Here is a 13,613-nt window from a genome sequence, read left to right as displayed (position 1 = left end):
TAGGCCGGGTAAGCGTAGCGCCACCCGGCGTTGATTACGCCTCTTCCACACTTATTCGCAGCGCTGCCAGCGCTTTACGCGCCGCTTTCAGCACCTGCTCGCACTGCTCAATCGTCAGCGTCAGCGGCGGTTCAATGCGGATGGTTTTCGAGTTGTTGAGCGTTCCGGCGACCAGCACCCGCTGGCGGAACATCTCGCTCGCGAAGCTATAGCCGGTTTCGTTATCGACAAACTCAATCGCCATCAGCATCCCTTTGCCACGCGCGTCCTGCACCAGGTCCGGATACTCCCGGCCTAGCTGACGGAAGCCGTCCAGCAGCATGTCACCTTTCTGCTCCGCCTGGGCGGGCAGGTTTTGCTCCAGCAGCACGTTGATGGTTGCCAGCGCGGCCGCACAGGCCAGCGGGTTACCGCCAAAAGTGGTGGTATGCAGGAACGGGTTGTCGAACAGCACCGAGAAGACCTCTTCAGTCGCAACCGTCGCACCAATCGGCATCACGCCGCCGCCGAGCGCTTTCGCCAGGCACAGGATGTCCGGCTGAACGTTTTCGTGCTCGCAGGCAAACATCTTGCCGGTGCGCCCCATCCCGGTCTGGACTTCGTCGAGGATCAGCAGCGCGCCAAACTCATCGCACAGCTGACGCACGGCGGGCAGATAGCCCTGCGGAGGGAGGATCACGCCGCCTTCACCCTGAATCGGCTCCAGGATCACCGCGGCCACGTCATCACCGGTTTTACGGCATTCGCTCAGCACGGTGCGCATGGCGTTGATGTCGCCAAACGGCACGTGGCGGAAGCCCGGCAGCAGCGGCATAAACGGTTTGCGGAAGGTGGATTTGGCGGTAGCAGACAGTGCGCCCAGGGATTTACCGTGGAACGCGCCGCTGGTGGCGATAAAGGTGAATTTTCCGCGCGGCGACTGGTACGCTTTGGCGAGTTTAATCGCCGCTTCGACCGATTCCGTGCCGCTGTTGCTAAAGAAGCTGTACTTCAGTTTGCCGGGCGTTAAGGCCGCCAGCGTTTTCGCGAGCATGGCGCGAAGCGGGTCGAGCAGTTCCTGGCTATGGAGAGGTTGTTTCGCAAGTTGATTCTGTACGGCGGAAACCACAACTGGATTACGGTGCCCCACGTTGAAGATACCAAAACCACCCAGGCAATCGATAAACTCCTGTCCCTGGGTGTCGACAAGCGTGTTAAGACTCCCCGCTTGCCACTCTACGGCTCCGTAATCCCCGCCGGCGGTAACAGATTTGCGATACTCCAGAAAACCTGGATTGACGTGCTCTTTAAAGTAATCGATGACCTCTCGGTTAAGTTGTTTCATCTCCTCATGATCGAGCGTTCGCTTCTCAATGAGATTCAGTGCGTGCGCGGTACAGGCAAGAGCCGAGGCGCTGGAAGGTAACCTGTTCAAAATGTGCTCCCGGGGATCGCGTATCACATGATACTGGTTTAAGTATTGCAGGGATTACGCCACTTCAGATGACTTAACGAAAATCGGGATAAACGCCAGGTTAAAATAATGTTGCACAATATTTAATCATGCCGGAGCAACCGAAACGGGATTTAGCGGTACAGGACAAAAAGGGTAAATGAGGCGGAAAAGCGCATCTGCCCTAAAGAAGTGCATTGGCTGCAACTTAAGTGGGCATTAACTGGTCATGCTTTATAGGTAATTTCTTTACGAAAGTATTTGAAATCAATGAATTATAAAATCGTACAAAAAGTATGGTTTAAGTGAAATCTGCGATCTTCATCAAGTTTAACAACTAAAGATAAATTGTTTACCGCCGAAAAAACATTGACCCACAAAATTAACATTCAAATAACCTGCAAGGGATGCCCACGATGTCCTCTCCAACCTATGTCACCCAGAATGAATATCCTCTGGACGATGACACCACCTTAATGTCTACCACAGACGTCCACAGCTACATCACACACGCCAACGACACCTTTGTGCAGGTGAGCGGCTACCAGCTCGATGAGCTGACGGGCCAGCCGCACAATCTGGTCCGCCACCCCGACATGCCAAAAGCCGCGTTTGCCGATATGTGGTACACGCTGCAGCAGGGCGAGCCGTGGAGCGGAATTGTCAAAAACCGGCGCAAAAACGGCGACCACTACTGGGTGCGTGCGAATGCGGTGCCGATGGTGCGCCGCGGGCAGGTGACGGGCTATATGTCCATTCGCACCAAAGCCACAGCCGAAGAGATTGCGATCGTGGAGCCGCTCTACCGGGCGCTGAACGACGGGAGCTGTAAGAAACGCGTGCACAAGGGGCTGGTGGTTGGAAAAGGCTGGCTGGGTAAACTGCCGGCAATGCCGCTGCGCTGGCGCGTGCGCAGCGTGATGGCGGTGCTTTTTGCCGTTCTCGCCGCCACGCTGGTCGCGACTTCCGCCGGGTGGATGCCGCTCGTTGCTGCCGCGGTGGTGATGCTGCTGGGGACGCTGCTGTTTGAGCAACAGATTGTCCACCCGGTAGAGAATGTGGCGCGACAGGCGCTGAAGGTCGCAACCGGTGAGCGCAACAGCGTGCAGCATCTGAACCGCAGCGATGAGCTCGGGCTGACGCTGCGCGCGATCGGGCAGCTGGGCCTGATGTGCCGCTGGTTAATCAATGACGTCTCGAGCCAGGTAGTGAGCGTCCGTGACGGCAGCGACAGGCTGGCGCAGGGAAATGAAGACCTGAACGATCGCACGCGTCAGACCGTGGCGAACGTGCAGCAGACCGTCGCAACAATGAACCAGATGGCCGCTTCCGTTCAGAGTAACTCTGAAACCGCCGCCGAGGTGGATAAACTCTCCGTGGCCGCGAGCAGCGCGGCGACGAAAGGGGGCAACGCGATGCAGACCGTGGTCAAAACCATGGATGACATTGCCGACAGCACGCAGCGGATTGGCTCGATTACCTCCCTGATTAACGATATCGCTTTCCAGACTAATATTCTGGCGCTGAACGCGGCGGTTGAAGCGGCAAGGGCAGGAGAGCAGGGAAAAGGTTTTGCCGTGGTCGCGGGCGAAGTTCGCCATCTCGCCAGCCGCAGCGCCAGTGCCGCCAATGATATTCGTAAACTCATTGATGCCAGCGCCAGCAAGGTGCAGTCCGGCTCTGAGCAGGTTCACGCCGCAGGCCGCACGATGGATGATATCGTGGTGCAGGTGAAAAACGTGACGCAGCTTATCGCCCAGATCAGCCACGCGACCTCCGAGCAGGCCACCGGGCTGTCAGAGTTGACCCGCGCGGTGGCTGAACTCGACAGCATTACGCAGAAAAACGCCGACCTGGTCGAGGAGAGCGCCCACATTTCTGCAATGGTGAAGCACCGCGCCGGACGCCTCAAGGATGCGGTGACTGTGCTCCACTGAGTCAGTAATGTTCCAAAAAAGCCGTTTATTCCGTAAGGAATAAACGGCGTTTTATTTTTTTGATTGTGACTATTAATGTGGTTTATTGTTAATTTAATATTAAATAACTAAAGAAAGTGCCTCAGTTATTTATTCCTGCCTAAGTCATTTCTTCAGAATGCTATTTCGAAAATACCCCGTTTGACGGTCTGGTAACGATCGATGAGGCCATATTAATAGCCTACACCTATGTATTGCGGGGGTTATGAAATAAAAAAACGATCAAACTCATAAAGTTAGCGAAATCGTTACCGATAACAGCGATCGTCTGAGAAATAATCACATCGATGGAGAAAATATGTTCTTACATGACGTAAAGATCGGCACGAAATTATTTCTGGCGTTCGGGTTCTTTATTGTCCTGATGGCCATCAGCGCGAGCCTGTCTCTGCTGAGCCTGAACCGGGCTAATAACGGGATGCAATCGATTATTACCAGTGATTATCCGACCACGGTAAAAGCGAACCAGTTAATCGATAACTTCCAGGAATTTATTAGCACTCAACAGCTGATGCTGCTGGACGAGCAGGGCACTTACACGGGGCAATCTCAGCAGCGCCTGAAAGAGATCAGCGAGCACATCACGGTGATCCTGGGCGAGCTGAACAACGCGCTGCAGGATCAGAAGTCTCAGCAGGTGCTGGCGGAAATCCGCAGCGTGCGCCAGCAGTATCTGGACTCGCGCTACCGCATTTTGCAGGCGGTGCAGAACAACAATCGTGCGGGCGCTATTCAGGAGATGATGACCACCACCCTCGCCGTGCAGCAGGCTTATAAAGCGAAGGTGAAGGAGCTGATTACCATTCAAAACAGCGAGATGCAGAGTGCCGGCGCGCAGGTGGAAGGGGATTTCAGGTCTAACCGACTGCTGCTGATCCTGCTCACGCTCTTTAGCATTGCGGCAGGCAGCCTGATCGGCTGGTTTATCGTGCGCGCTATCACGCGTCCGCTCGGCGAGGCGGTGCATTTTGCAAAAGCCATTTCTGAGGGCGATCTGACGGGCAGCATCACGCCACACGGTAAAGACGAAACGGGTCTGCTGCTGCATGCGCTGATGGAGATGAAAACGCGACTGCTGGACATCGTGCAGCAGGTGCAAACCGGCTCGGAGAATATCTCCAGCGCAGCCGCGCAGATTGTCGCCGGGAACCAGGATCTGGCCGCGCGTACCGAAGAGCAGGCAAGCTCCGTTGAACAGACCGCCGCCTCGATGGAGCAGATCACCGCAACGGTGAAAAATACCGCCTCGCATACCGGGGAAGCGACCAACCTCTCGGCGGATGCCGCCACGGTGGTTAAAAACAACGGCGAGATGATGAAGCAGGTGACCAGCAAAATGCGCCTGATTAACGAGACGTCGAACCGGATGTCCGACATTATCGACCTGATCGACGCCATTGCGTTCCAGACCAACATTCTGGCGCTGAACGCGGCGGTGGAAGCGGCGCGCGCCGGCGAGCACGGTCGCGGCTTTGCGGTGGTGGCGGGTGAAGTTCGCCAGCTTGCCCAGAAGAGCGCGTCATCTGCCAGCGAAATCCGCGAGCTGATTGAGAGCTCTACCAGCCAGACCCAGGACGGGATGAACCTGGTTGAAAAAGCGAGTGCGTTGATCAACGGGATGGTCGGCAACGTGGAAGAGATGGACGTGATCCTGCGCGAAATCCGCCAGGCCAGCCACGAGCAGACGGAAGGTATCTCGCAGATTAACAGCGCGATTGGCCTGATTGATGCCACCACCCAGCAGAACTCCGCTCTGGTGGAGGAGTCCGTCGCGGCGGCAGCATCGCTTAACGAACAGGCGATGCACCTGAAGGAGCTGGTACGCGTCTTCCGCGTGAGCGAGCACGCTCCCGCTTAATCCAGCTGGGAGATCTCGAGCGCCGCGCGGTCAATAACGCCGATAATCTGCTTGAGCTGCGCGTCGCTGAGCTCTCCCTGATTCACCTTCAGGTCTAACACCGCTTTGAAGTTATCCAGCGCCCGCTTCATCTGCGGGTTTTTGCGCAGCTGAAAACCGACGGAACGCGCTTTGATACGCACCTGGATCTGTTCCAGCTGTTCCCGGTTTTCGTCCAGCCAGCGTTGTCCTTCAGCGGTAATCGTAATCGTCTTACGACCGTTCTCTTCTTCCGTAATGGTGATAAAGGTTTGATCCTGAAGATAATCCAGGGTCGGGTAGATCACTCCTGGGCTCGGGGTGTAATTCCCCTGGGTCAGGTTCTCGATCTCTTTTATCAGCTCGTAGCCGTGGCTCGCGCTGCGGGTCAGGATATCCAGGATCACCAGCCGCAGATCGCCATGGCCGAAAAAGCGCGGTCGGCGCCCGCCGCTGTCGTGTTCGTGTCGCATAGTAGCTCTCTTAATTTGATATATCTAAACTATATCTAAGATATATTCAGATGCAATCTAAAAGATCTTGCATTTTTACTTACTAGTAATCATTATCATTTGGATAATTGATTTAGATATATCGTATTCACCAGAGAAGGGGCTAAAAATGGCATCTACCCGTTACCCACAGCGTGTTCGTAATGACCTGCGCTTTCGCGAGCTGACGGTGCTCCGCGTTGAGCGCGCCAGCGCGGGTTTCCAGCGCATTGTTTTAGGCGGCGAGCAGCTGGAGGGCTTTAGCTCCCGCGGTTTCGACGACCATACCAAAGTCTTTTTCCCGGCCCCGGGGGCAGTGTTTGTGCCGCCGGTGGTCACCGATGAAGGCATCGACTGGGGCGACGGCGTACGTCCTCAGACGCGCGACTACACGCCGCTGTACGACGAGGCAAACCATGAGCTGGTACTCGATTTCTTCGTTCATGACGGCGGCATTGCCAGCCGCTGGGCGGTCGAGGCGAAAGCGGGAGACAGGCTGACCATCGGCGGTCCGCGCGGTTCGCTGGTGGTGCCGGAGGATTACGCCTGGCAGCTGTACGTGTGCGACGAGTCCGGCATGCCCGCGCTGCGTCGACGCTTAGAGAGCATTGCTAAACTGCCGGTTCGCCCGGAAATTCATGCGGTTGTGACGGTCGGAGACGATTCTTATAAGGCGTATCTGGCGCACCTGAGCGAATTCAACATCACCTGGGTGGTGGGCCACAGCGAGCAGGCGGTAGCGGACCATCTGGCGGCGCTGACCGTTCCGGGTGAAGATTACTTCATCTGGCTGACCGGGGAAGGGAAGGTGGTGAAGACGCTGAGCCGTCAGTTTGAAACCGACGCGATTGACCCTCAACTGGTGCGTGCCAGCGCATACTGGCACGCCAAATAATCAGGCGGCGGAATCCAGCTGCGCTTCGCTCACCTGATGTTCGAGCGAGGCGCGGACCTCGTGCAGCGCTTTCTCCTGCTGAGCGAAGTAAGCTTCCATATTGTTCAGCGACGAGACCAGAAGCCAGGACTCCTCTTTCTCCAGCTCTGCCAGCTCGTTCACTAAAATGTCGATTTGCTCGCGAACCTGCGCCATTTTTTTGCGGATACGTTCCAGATCGTTCAGCCTGTCGCTTGCCATCAATGGCTCAAAGCCCTGCTGCAGGCGAGCTACCAGTGAGCGAATGGTTTTAACGTCGCCACGCTGCTTCGCCTGGTTGAGCTGGACCATCATCGCATTAGCTTCCTCTTTCAGGTCGTCCGCCACCAGATCCGGATGGCAGAGCTTGCTCGCCTGCCGCCAGAGGCGCTTGAGCTCGTTCCGGTCCTCTTCCGAAAGATCCTTACCCTTGCGCAGCCGCACTTCGGCATCGTGATGCTGCTCGCGATACTTCTCGTACTCTTCGTTAGCGTCGTCGCGCGCCTGACGCGCAGGCTCCTCTTCGCGCGTTAAGCCGCTCTCCAGCTCCAGCGCTTCGGCCAGCAGGTTGGCAATCAGATTGCTTTGCTGTTCCAGATGCTTACGCGCCTCAGCGGCCTGCACGGAGTCGGCCGGGAGATCGCGCCAGCGCTGGGTGAGCGTCGCCAGCACCCCTACCGCCTGCGCCATATAGCGCTGGCAGCGACGGTAATCTTCCTCGCGACGACGCGCTTCCGCCTGCTGACGGCGCAGATTGAGCTCGGCCAGCGTTTTACGCAGGGCGAGGATCTGCTGCATCAGCGGTCCGAGTCGAGAGAAATAGAGATCGTTGAACTCATCAAGCTGCTGCACCCGGGCGTTGCGGCGGTCAATCAGATCGCGCAGACGCTCTTCCAGCGCCTTCAGCTCCAGCTTGCTGGCGGCCACCTGCGGATCGCGCCATTGAGTCACGGCGCGCTGGCCCTGCAGCCAGGCGGTAATTGCCGCCATCGCAGCGGTGTAGTTCTTCTCCTCAAGCGCCACGACGATTGCCTGTAGCTCATCGTCAAACGCTTCATTTTTCAGGCGTGTCAGCTGGCTCTGGATGATGTCGTCATCTTCCAGTTCAATGGCATTTTTAATGATTTCTAGCCGTTTGATCGGTGTGCTCATGATGCCTTTCGCTTTGGCGCTTAAGTATTTGAGTTAAGGTTAGTTGTTGTAAAAGCTACAGGAAATAATACACACGGATGATGATCGGCGCGATGGTGGATTTCTTTAATGAGTTGATGTGTGGTGCTCTCATTATGGGGTAAACCCGATAGAGCGACATGCCACGCCTTCACCAGCCCTGTTAATGTGCGTCGATCCTCTTTTTCCCCTGCCTCGGGTTTTTCCGTGTCCTACCCGAAAGCGAGCGCCCCACCTTTGGTGGCGCATGCGTTCGACCCACCCTCAATTAACCTCGCTGTAAATCCCCACTACGCGACCCACCGTTTTTATCTCGTCGATACCGCATTCAAACGGAACCTTGCCGCCCGCCACGTGGAGTTTTTTACCCGGTAGCAGCGTGAGGTCGCGGATGCTGGCGGTGCCTTCAATCTCAACCAGCCACAGGCCGTCGGTTAACGATGCTTCTTTTTCAACAAAGTGCAGCTTCCCCTCCGCCCGAACGGCGATGCCGCGAGCCAGCGGTTTGCTAAAGAAACCAGAAGCGATACTCAAAGTGGTATTTTCTTCCAGCCTTCCATCACTCAGTGTGAATGTGGAAACCGAAACCGGATCGCCCGGCGCGGGATTACCTTCAAACTGCGCACCTTGTCCGGTCATCAGCCAGCGAAGGCTGGCGCCGGTGTCCAGCGCGCACTGAACCGCAAAGTCGTAAGAGACGGTACCGCGCGCGTAGCGGTTCTGAAGCGAGCTGGCGGCGATATTAAAGTGCCGGGCCAGCTGGATTTTCTGCGTGAAACCATATACCTGACAGATTCTATCGAGTAACTCTTCATTATTCACTTGAGAATCTAAAATCAAAATATATTCCTTTGGGTGTTTACTGATACTCATTTGGGTATTAGTATCATTGCAAATTCGGGCAATCAGCGGCAGGCGTTGGCAGACAGAGGCTAATGATTGCAGACATTATCAAAATGGGAATCATGCAGCATGGCATCTGAAATCGCAATCATCAAACGGCGGAAAAAACCGTGCTCTGCCCGTTTTCAGCGCACTAGCGTGCGTGAATTTACGCGAGGGGAGATATGGCGATAGAAGCTGCCCGTGCAAGGGTTCCACTTAGCGTGGGAGCTCGCCTTAGCGGGCTTAACCACGTCGCTGAACTGCGCGCCCGATACGGGAGCGATAGCGGAAAAGAGCTGGCGCGGTTTATGGCTGAGCTGCGCGATAAGCGCGATCCCTGTTTTGAGGAGAACAGCAGGGCGCTGGCCGCCCTCTTTTTCCTGGCGAGATTGCCCGTCGCCCGTCATGAGTGCGAGCTCAGTGAGCTAACCACAGAGGAGAAAAGGGCGCTGATTAACGCCATGAATCATTTTCGTGCTGTCGTGAGTTTATTTCCTGAACGGCTGACCATGCCGATATAACCCAACCCAAAAACTAATGGCGTAAACCCGCCGGGCATCCTTTTGCCTGAATTTAAGGAGAACGCGTGATGCGAAACAGTGAAAACCGCCCTTATCCGACCGGAAGTGAAGAACTGAAGCGCCTGCTGGCAGAGGCAAAAACAGAGGAACGATGCGCGCGAGCCCTCGCGGTCTCCCTGCGTCTGGAGGCGCTGGCGAGCCATATCTACAAAACCGGCATGAGCGGAGAAGACGTTGCCGAACTGCTGTGCCACGAGGCGGCTCGCTACGAGCGTGAATCCCAGGAGCTGCACTGATGGCCGATTTTATCGATCTTGCGCAGGCGCGCGAGCAGGAAGACAGAGAGCGATACATTAATCGCGCCCGCAGACGACCCGTATCGCCTTCGCGTTTCCTCTGCGAGGACTGCGAGGCCCCGATACCGGAGGCGCGCCGAATAGCGGTGCCTGGCGTAGCCCTGTGCGTGACCTGTCAGGAGATCGCGGAGATGAAAAATAAACACCTCCGGGGAGGATAAGTTGGCTACGTCATTTGCTTATCCGTGGAATGCCCCGCGGTCGGCCATTGCCAGCCCTTATCTCACCCACGCCCAACAGCAGCGCCGCGATCGACTTTTCGCGGCGCTGCAGCAGGCAAGAATTTCCCTCTCACAGCAGCCTGACTGCGTACGCTTCGAGGTCTGGCGCACGGTTGACGCCCTCGAACAGCATAGGGGCAGCCCGCAGGCTAACGCCTTTTTGATCCGCTTCTGCAAAAGGATGTTACCCCGTCTGAGGCGGGTCTCTGAACGCTATGCCTGCACAGGCCTGCACGACGAGGTCTCGAGGGCCGTGTTTGACGGCCATTTCGACACCAAGCTTCTGCAATACCTCGCCTCGCGGATGGTCGAACTGGTGGCCCGCTATAACCGCCTTCCGGATATGACCCGCGCGGACATCGACCTGCTGGCCGCAGATATCGCCAGCTTTATTCGCGGCGAGCTGGCGAATATTAACGATGCTGAGATGGGTGAATACCAGACGCTGTACGTCTGGTATCAGCGCGCCGGACTGATCGCCCGACAGTTCAACGTGTCGCCTCCGCACTGGGAGCGGGTGTCGAAGACGTTTTTCAACAAAGATGACGTTGCCGCGGCGGTGATCCGCATGTTTTCCGAGGCGTGGTGGCGCGGGCGTCTGCGTCGGGTCGCGGCTGCCTGGCGCGAGCATCTGCAGATTGCCCTCGGCAACGTCAGCAAGCGAAAAGCGGCGTATGCGAGCAAACGCTGCGTGACCGAGTGGCGCGAGCAGAAGCGCCGCACGCGCGAATTTCTCAAGGGCATGGAGCTGGAAGATGAAGAGGGCAACCGCATCAGCCTGATTGAAAAATACGACAGCTCGGCGGCCAACCCGGCGATACGTCGCTGTGAACTGATGACCCGTATCCGCGGGTTTGAAAATATCTGTGAGGCGCTGGGCTACGTGGGCGAGTTCTATACCTTAACCGCGCCCGCGCAGTATCACGCGACGCTGAAATCAGGCTTCCCCAACGCGAAGTGGAACGGGGCCAGCCCGGCGGATACGCAACTCTACTTTACCCGACTGTGGGCGCGTATCCGGGCAAAACTGCACCGGGACGGGCGCCGTATCTTTGGTATCCGCGTTGCGGAACCCCATCACGACGGTACACCCCACTGGCACATGCTGATGTTTATGCTGCCGGAAGACGTCGAATGCGTTCGCCGGATTATCGGGGATTACGCCCGGCAGGAGGATGGCGCTGAGCTGCAGAGCGAAGACGCCAGACAGGCGCGCTTTCACGCGGACGCGATCGATCCGCAGAAAGGCAGCGCTACCGGCTATATCGCCAAATACATCTCAAAGAATATCGACGGCTATGCGCTTGATGGCGAGACTGATAACGAAAGCGGTGGATTGCTGAAGGAGACGGCGTCCGCCGTATCGGCCTGGGCAGGACGCTGGCACATTCGCCAGTTTCAGTTCATCGGCGGCGCGCCGGTAACGGTCTACCGCGAGCTGCGACGTCTGGTGGATGCCGAGGCCGCGCGCGGTCTGAGCGTTGAGTTTGCCGCCGTCCAGGAGGCTGCCGACGCCGGGGACTGGGCGGGTTACGTTACCGCGCAGGGCGGGCCGTTTGTGCGTCGCGATGATTTACAGGTGCGCACGCTGTATGAGCCGCGCGCCGGGTTTAACCAGTACGGCGAGGAAACGGTCCGCATCCGCGGCGTGTACGATTCTGCCGTTGGCGCGGGCAGCCCAGTTTTAACCCGGCTCACGCAGTGGAAAATTGTGCCGAAGCGGGCCGCGGATCTTAAAGACGCACCCGTATCCTCTCGGAGTTCTGTCAATAACTGTACGCAGACCGATCTTTCTCAACCCCTCAGCCGACGTGCGAGGCGGGCGTTAACCGAACGCATCAAATTCATCCGCCCTGGCGCGACAGCGCCCGTCGTCTTCGCGAGCGACCCGCAGAACGGGGTACCGGAGAAGGTGATCGATGAGATACGGCTCGCCACCGGGATAGCCATCAGCCGGGCAGAAGCCCTGCATCTGATGGCGGGAGGCATCAGCCGCTTTAACAATAAATGGTGCAGGGGCGCAGCTGACGGATCGCTATTTCCGGCACCGTGTTCTTACCAGCAAAAGGCGCGGAAAATCCTTGAACGTATTGGGTATTTAACGGATCTCTTCGCTCAGAGGGCCGCTAATCTCCATCCATATCATGTACATACCGTGAAGGGTTCTGATTTTTCGCTTCACTCTTTTTGTGAATACGTGCTACTGTATGTTTATACAGTATCTCGTGGTGGAGGTTGTGTGGACAGAGAGTTGAACGAGCAGGTCATGATTGAACGAGTCGAGCTGATTGCGCGACTGACGACGGAAGGAACGTGTCAGGAAAGAGATCGTGAGATTGCCCTGAATTTGATTGCTGAGATTGCGCGGGGAAATTTAATCAAGAACAACGCATTTACCGTTGTGTTCTCAGCATCGCCTGTTCCGGAACGAATCAAAAAAGAGGGCAACGTTCGGGTGAACATTACTCTCGATAAAGATCAGCAGATCGATCATGCCGTCGTTGAGGCCTTTCAGTGCGAACTGACCCGCAGAATACGCTCCCTGTTTCCGTCATCGCGGGTGAACGTGAAAATAGGATCGGTGACGGGTGTCGAGCTCCAGGGGCTTGAAAAAGAAGCCGATCGCGAGGCGCTGGACGCTATCCTCCGGGAAGTCTGGGAAGACGAGAGCTGGCGCTAGCCCCGGCGTCATCACCCGTACCAACACCCTCATTCCTGTTTTGCGCTTCCGTTGAACCACGCTTCGCCGCTTGCGGACGATCTGTTGTGCCCGCGATTGTCCATCTGCCAGCGATAGCGAAAAGCCTGCTGGCCCGGGAAACTCTACAGTACCTGGAAACCGGATGTTGGGAGCGTCTGATGAAAATCTATGCAATGCAGGGGGACACGCTTGATGCCGTTTGCGCCCGCTTTTATGGGCGCACGGCTGGCGTCGTTGAAGCCGTTCTGAAGGCCAATCCTGGCCTCGCGGAGTTAGGCGTTATCTTGCCTCACGGCACGCCGGTAGAGATGCCGGAGGTGAATAGCGCCCCCACAAAAGAATCCGTAAACCTATGGGACTGAGCCTGGAGAAAATCACCACGGTTATCGCCTACTGGCTGGCCGTGGCGCTGGCCTGGTTCGGGGCGATGTCTCCTGAAAAAGTCGCGCTGTACGTGGGGAGTCTGTGCGCCATTTTTACCGCATTAACGAATTACTGGTTTAAGCGAAAAACCTGGCGCTATCTCCAGTCTCTTGGCCTCGATAAGAAGAGCATTCGTGAACTCAATCATTAAGCGTTGCAGCGTCGCCGGCGTGCTGGCCCTGGCGGTGCTGATGCCTGATTTTCGATTACTGAAAACATCCCCGGAAGGATTGGCGTTGATTGCCGATCTCGAAGGATGTCGCCTCTCGCCCTACCGGTGTAGCGCCGGCGTATGGACGTCCGGCATTGGCCACACGGCAAACGTTGTGCCGACGCGGGACATTACCGAGCGTGAGGCCGCGGTAAATCTGGTCGCTGATGTGCTCAACGTTGAGCGGCGTCTGGCGGCGTGTGCGCCGGTAGAGATGCCGCCCCGGGTCTATGACGCGCTGGTGAGTTTTACCTTTAATGTCGGCGCAGGCGCCGCCTGCCGTTCGACGCTGGTGTCCTTTATCAAACGTAAACAGTGGCCGCATGCATGCGGGCAGCTTACCCGCTGGGTGTACGTCAACGGCGTCAAAAATGCCGGGCTGGAAAACCGTCGCGTCCGCGAGAAGGCCTGGTGCATGAAGGGGCTGCCGTGAGAAC

Annotated in this window: 14 protein-coding genes and 1 pseudogene; 11 read left to right on the top strand and 4 right to left on the bottom strand. The window is 56.9% G+C overall.

Annotated elements, in window-relative coordinates:
* Positions 1-34: 34 nt before the first annotated feature.
* Positions 35-1,414 carry a putrescine aminotransferase gene (gene ygjG, locus NI40_RS19280; RefSeq protein WP_023309267.1) on the bottom strand — a complete coding sequence of 460 codons (1,380 nt, stop codon included), beginning with the start codon at positions 1,412-1,414 and terminating at the stop codon, positions 35-37.
* A gap of 434 nt (positions 1,415-1,848) precedes the next feature.
* Here ygjG and NI40_RS19275 point away from each other — a divergent pair, with 434 nt between their 5' ends.
* Together NI40_RS19275 and NI40_RS19270 are read left to right on the top strand one after the other, a co-directional pair.
* Entirely contained in the window at positions 1,849-3,369 is a 1,521-nt protein-coding gene (locus NI40_RS19275) for a methyl-accepting chemotaxis protein (RefSeq protein WP_039260490.1), read from the top strand.
* Between the two features lie 337 nt (positions 3,370-3,706).
* A complete protein-coding gene (locus NI40_RS19270) occupies positions 3,707-5,266 on the top strand; it encodes a methyl-accepting chemotaxis protein (RefSeq protein ID WP_039260492.1) in 1,560 nt (519 codons plus the stop codon).
* On the opposite strand, the gene NI40_RS19265 is transcribed toward NI40_RS19270, so the two are convergent.
* Positions 5,263-5,757, bottom strand: a complete 495-nt coding sequence (locus NI40_RS19265; RefSeq protein ID WP_029741394.1) for a PadR family transcriptional regulator — start codon at positions 5,755-5,757, stop codon at positions 5,263-5,265. The genes NI40_RS19270 and NI40_RS19265 overlap by 4 nt on opposite strands.
* Before the next feature lie 148 nt (positions 5,758-5,905).
* Here NI40_RS19265 and NI40_RS19260 point away from each other — a divergent pair, with 148 nt between their 5' ends.
* Complete coding sequence (locus NI40_RS19260) at positions 5,906-6,670, top strand: siderophore-interacting protein (RefSeq protein ID WP_039260495.1); 765 nt, start codon at positions 5,906-5,908, stop codon at positions 6,668-6,670.
* On the opposite strand, the gene NI40_RS19255 is transcribed toward NI40_RS19260, so the two are convergent.
* Positions 6,671-7,840 carry a DNA repair protein gene (locus NI40_RS19255; protein WP_039260497.1) on the bottom strand — a complete coding sequence of 390 codons (1,170 nt, stop codon included), beginning with the start codon at positions 7,838-7,840 and terminating at the stop codon, positions 6,671-6,673. It abuts the gene before it with no gap.
* 282 nt (positions 7,841-8,122) lie between these two features.
* The gene (locus NI40_RS19250) at positions 8,123-8,698 is read right to left on the bottom strand and encodes a phage repressor protein CI (protein WP_039260499.1); all 576 of its coding nucleotides are present in this window, start codon (positions 8,696-8,698) and stop codon (positions 8,123-8,125) included.
* A gap of 227 nt (positions 8,699-8,925) precedes the next feature.
* On the opposite strand from NI40_RS19250, the gene NI40_RS19245 reads away from it, so the two are divergent.
* The 8 genes and pseudogenes from NI40_RS19245 to NI40_RS19215 all read left to right on the top strand — a co-directional run bounded on the left by NI40_RS19245 (position 8,926) and on the right by NI40_RS19215 (position 13,609).
* Positions 8,926-9,264: a DUF5347 domain-containing protein gene (locus tag NI40_RS19245; RefSeq protein ID WP_039260501.1), complete on the top strand. Its 339-nt coding sequence runs from the start codon at positions 8,926-8,928 to the stop codon at positions 9,262-9,264.
* A 68-nt stretch (positions 9,265-9,332) separates the two neighbouring features.
* Complete coding sequence (locus tag NI40_RS19240) at positions 9,333-9,560, top strand: DUF2732 family protein (RefSeq protein WP_029741400.1); 228 nt, start codon at positions 9,333-9,335, stop codon at positions 9,558-9,560.
* Positions 9,560-9,781, top strand: coding sequence for a TraR/DksA family transcriptional regulator (locus NI40_RS19235; RefSeq protein ID WP_039260502.1), 222 nt, complete (start codon positions 9,560-9,562; stop codon positions 9,779-9,781). Before NI40_RS19240 ends, NI40_RS19235 begins: the two co-directional genes overlap by 1 nt.
* A gap of 1 nt (position 9,782) precedes the next feature.
* Positions 9,783-11,960, top strand: a pseudogene (locus NI40_RS19230) (replication endonuclease); the annotation flags it as partial.
* Positions 11,961-12,107: 147 nt separating this feature from the next.
* Positions 12,108-12,521 (top strand): DinI-like family protein, encoded by a 414-nt coding sequence (locus NI40_RS24370; RefSeq protein WP_227010840.1) that lies wholly within the window; start codon positions 12,108-12,110, stop codon positions 12,519-12,521.
* Positions 12,522-12,700: 179 nt separating this feature from the next.
* Entirely contained in the window at positions 12,701-12,904 is a 204-nt protein-coding gene (locus NI40_RS19225; RefSeq protein WP_023309248.1) for a tail protein X, read from the top strand.
* Positions 12,895-13,116, top strand: coding sequence for an HP1 family phage holin (locus NI40_RS19220; RefSeq protein ID WP_023309247.1), 222 nt, complete (start codon positions 12,895-12,897; stop codon positions 13,114-13,116). The genes NI40_RS19225 and NI40_RS19220 overlap by 10 nt, the downstream gene beginning before the upstream one ends.
* Positions 13,100-13,609, top strand: coding sequence for a lysozyme (locus NI40_RS19215; RefSeq protein ID WP_039260503.1), 510 nt, complete (start codon positions 13,100-13,102; stop codon positions 13,607-13,609). The genes NI40_RS19220 and NI40_RS19215 overlap by 17 nt, the downstream gene beginning before the upstream one ends.
* Positions 13,610-13,613: the final 4 nt, after the last annotated feature.

The organism is Enterobacter sp. E20, from assembly GCF_000801755.2.
Taxonomy (GTDB): Bacteria; Pseudomonadota; Gammaproteobacteria; order Enterobacterales; family Enterobacteriaceae; genus Enterobacter; species Enterobacter asburiae_B.
The sequence above is the reverse complement of the archived record's forward strand: the minus strand, read 5'-3'. Positions and strand labels throughout refer to the sequence as shown.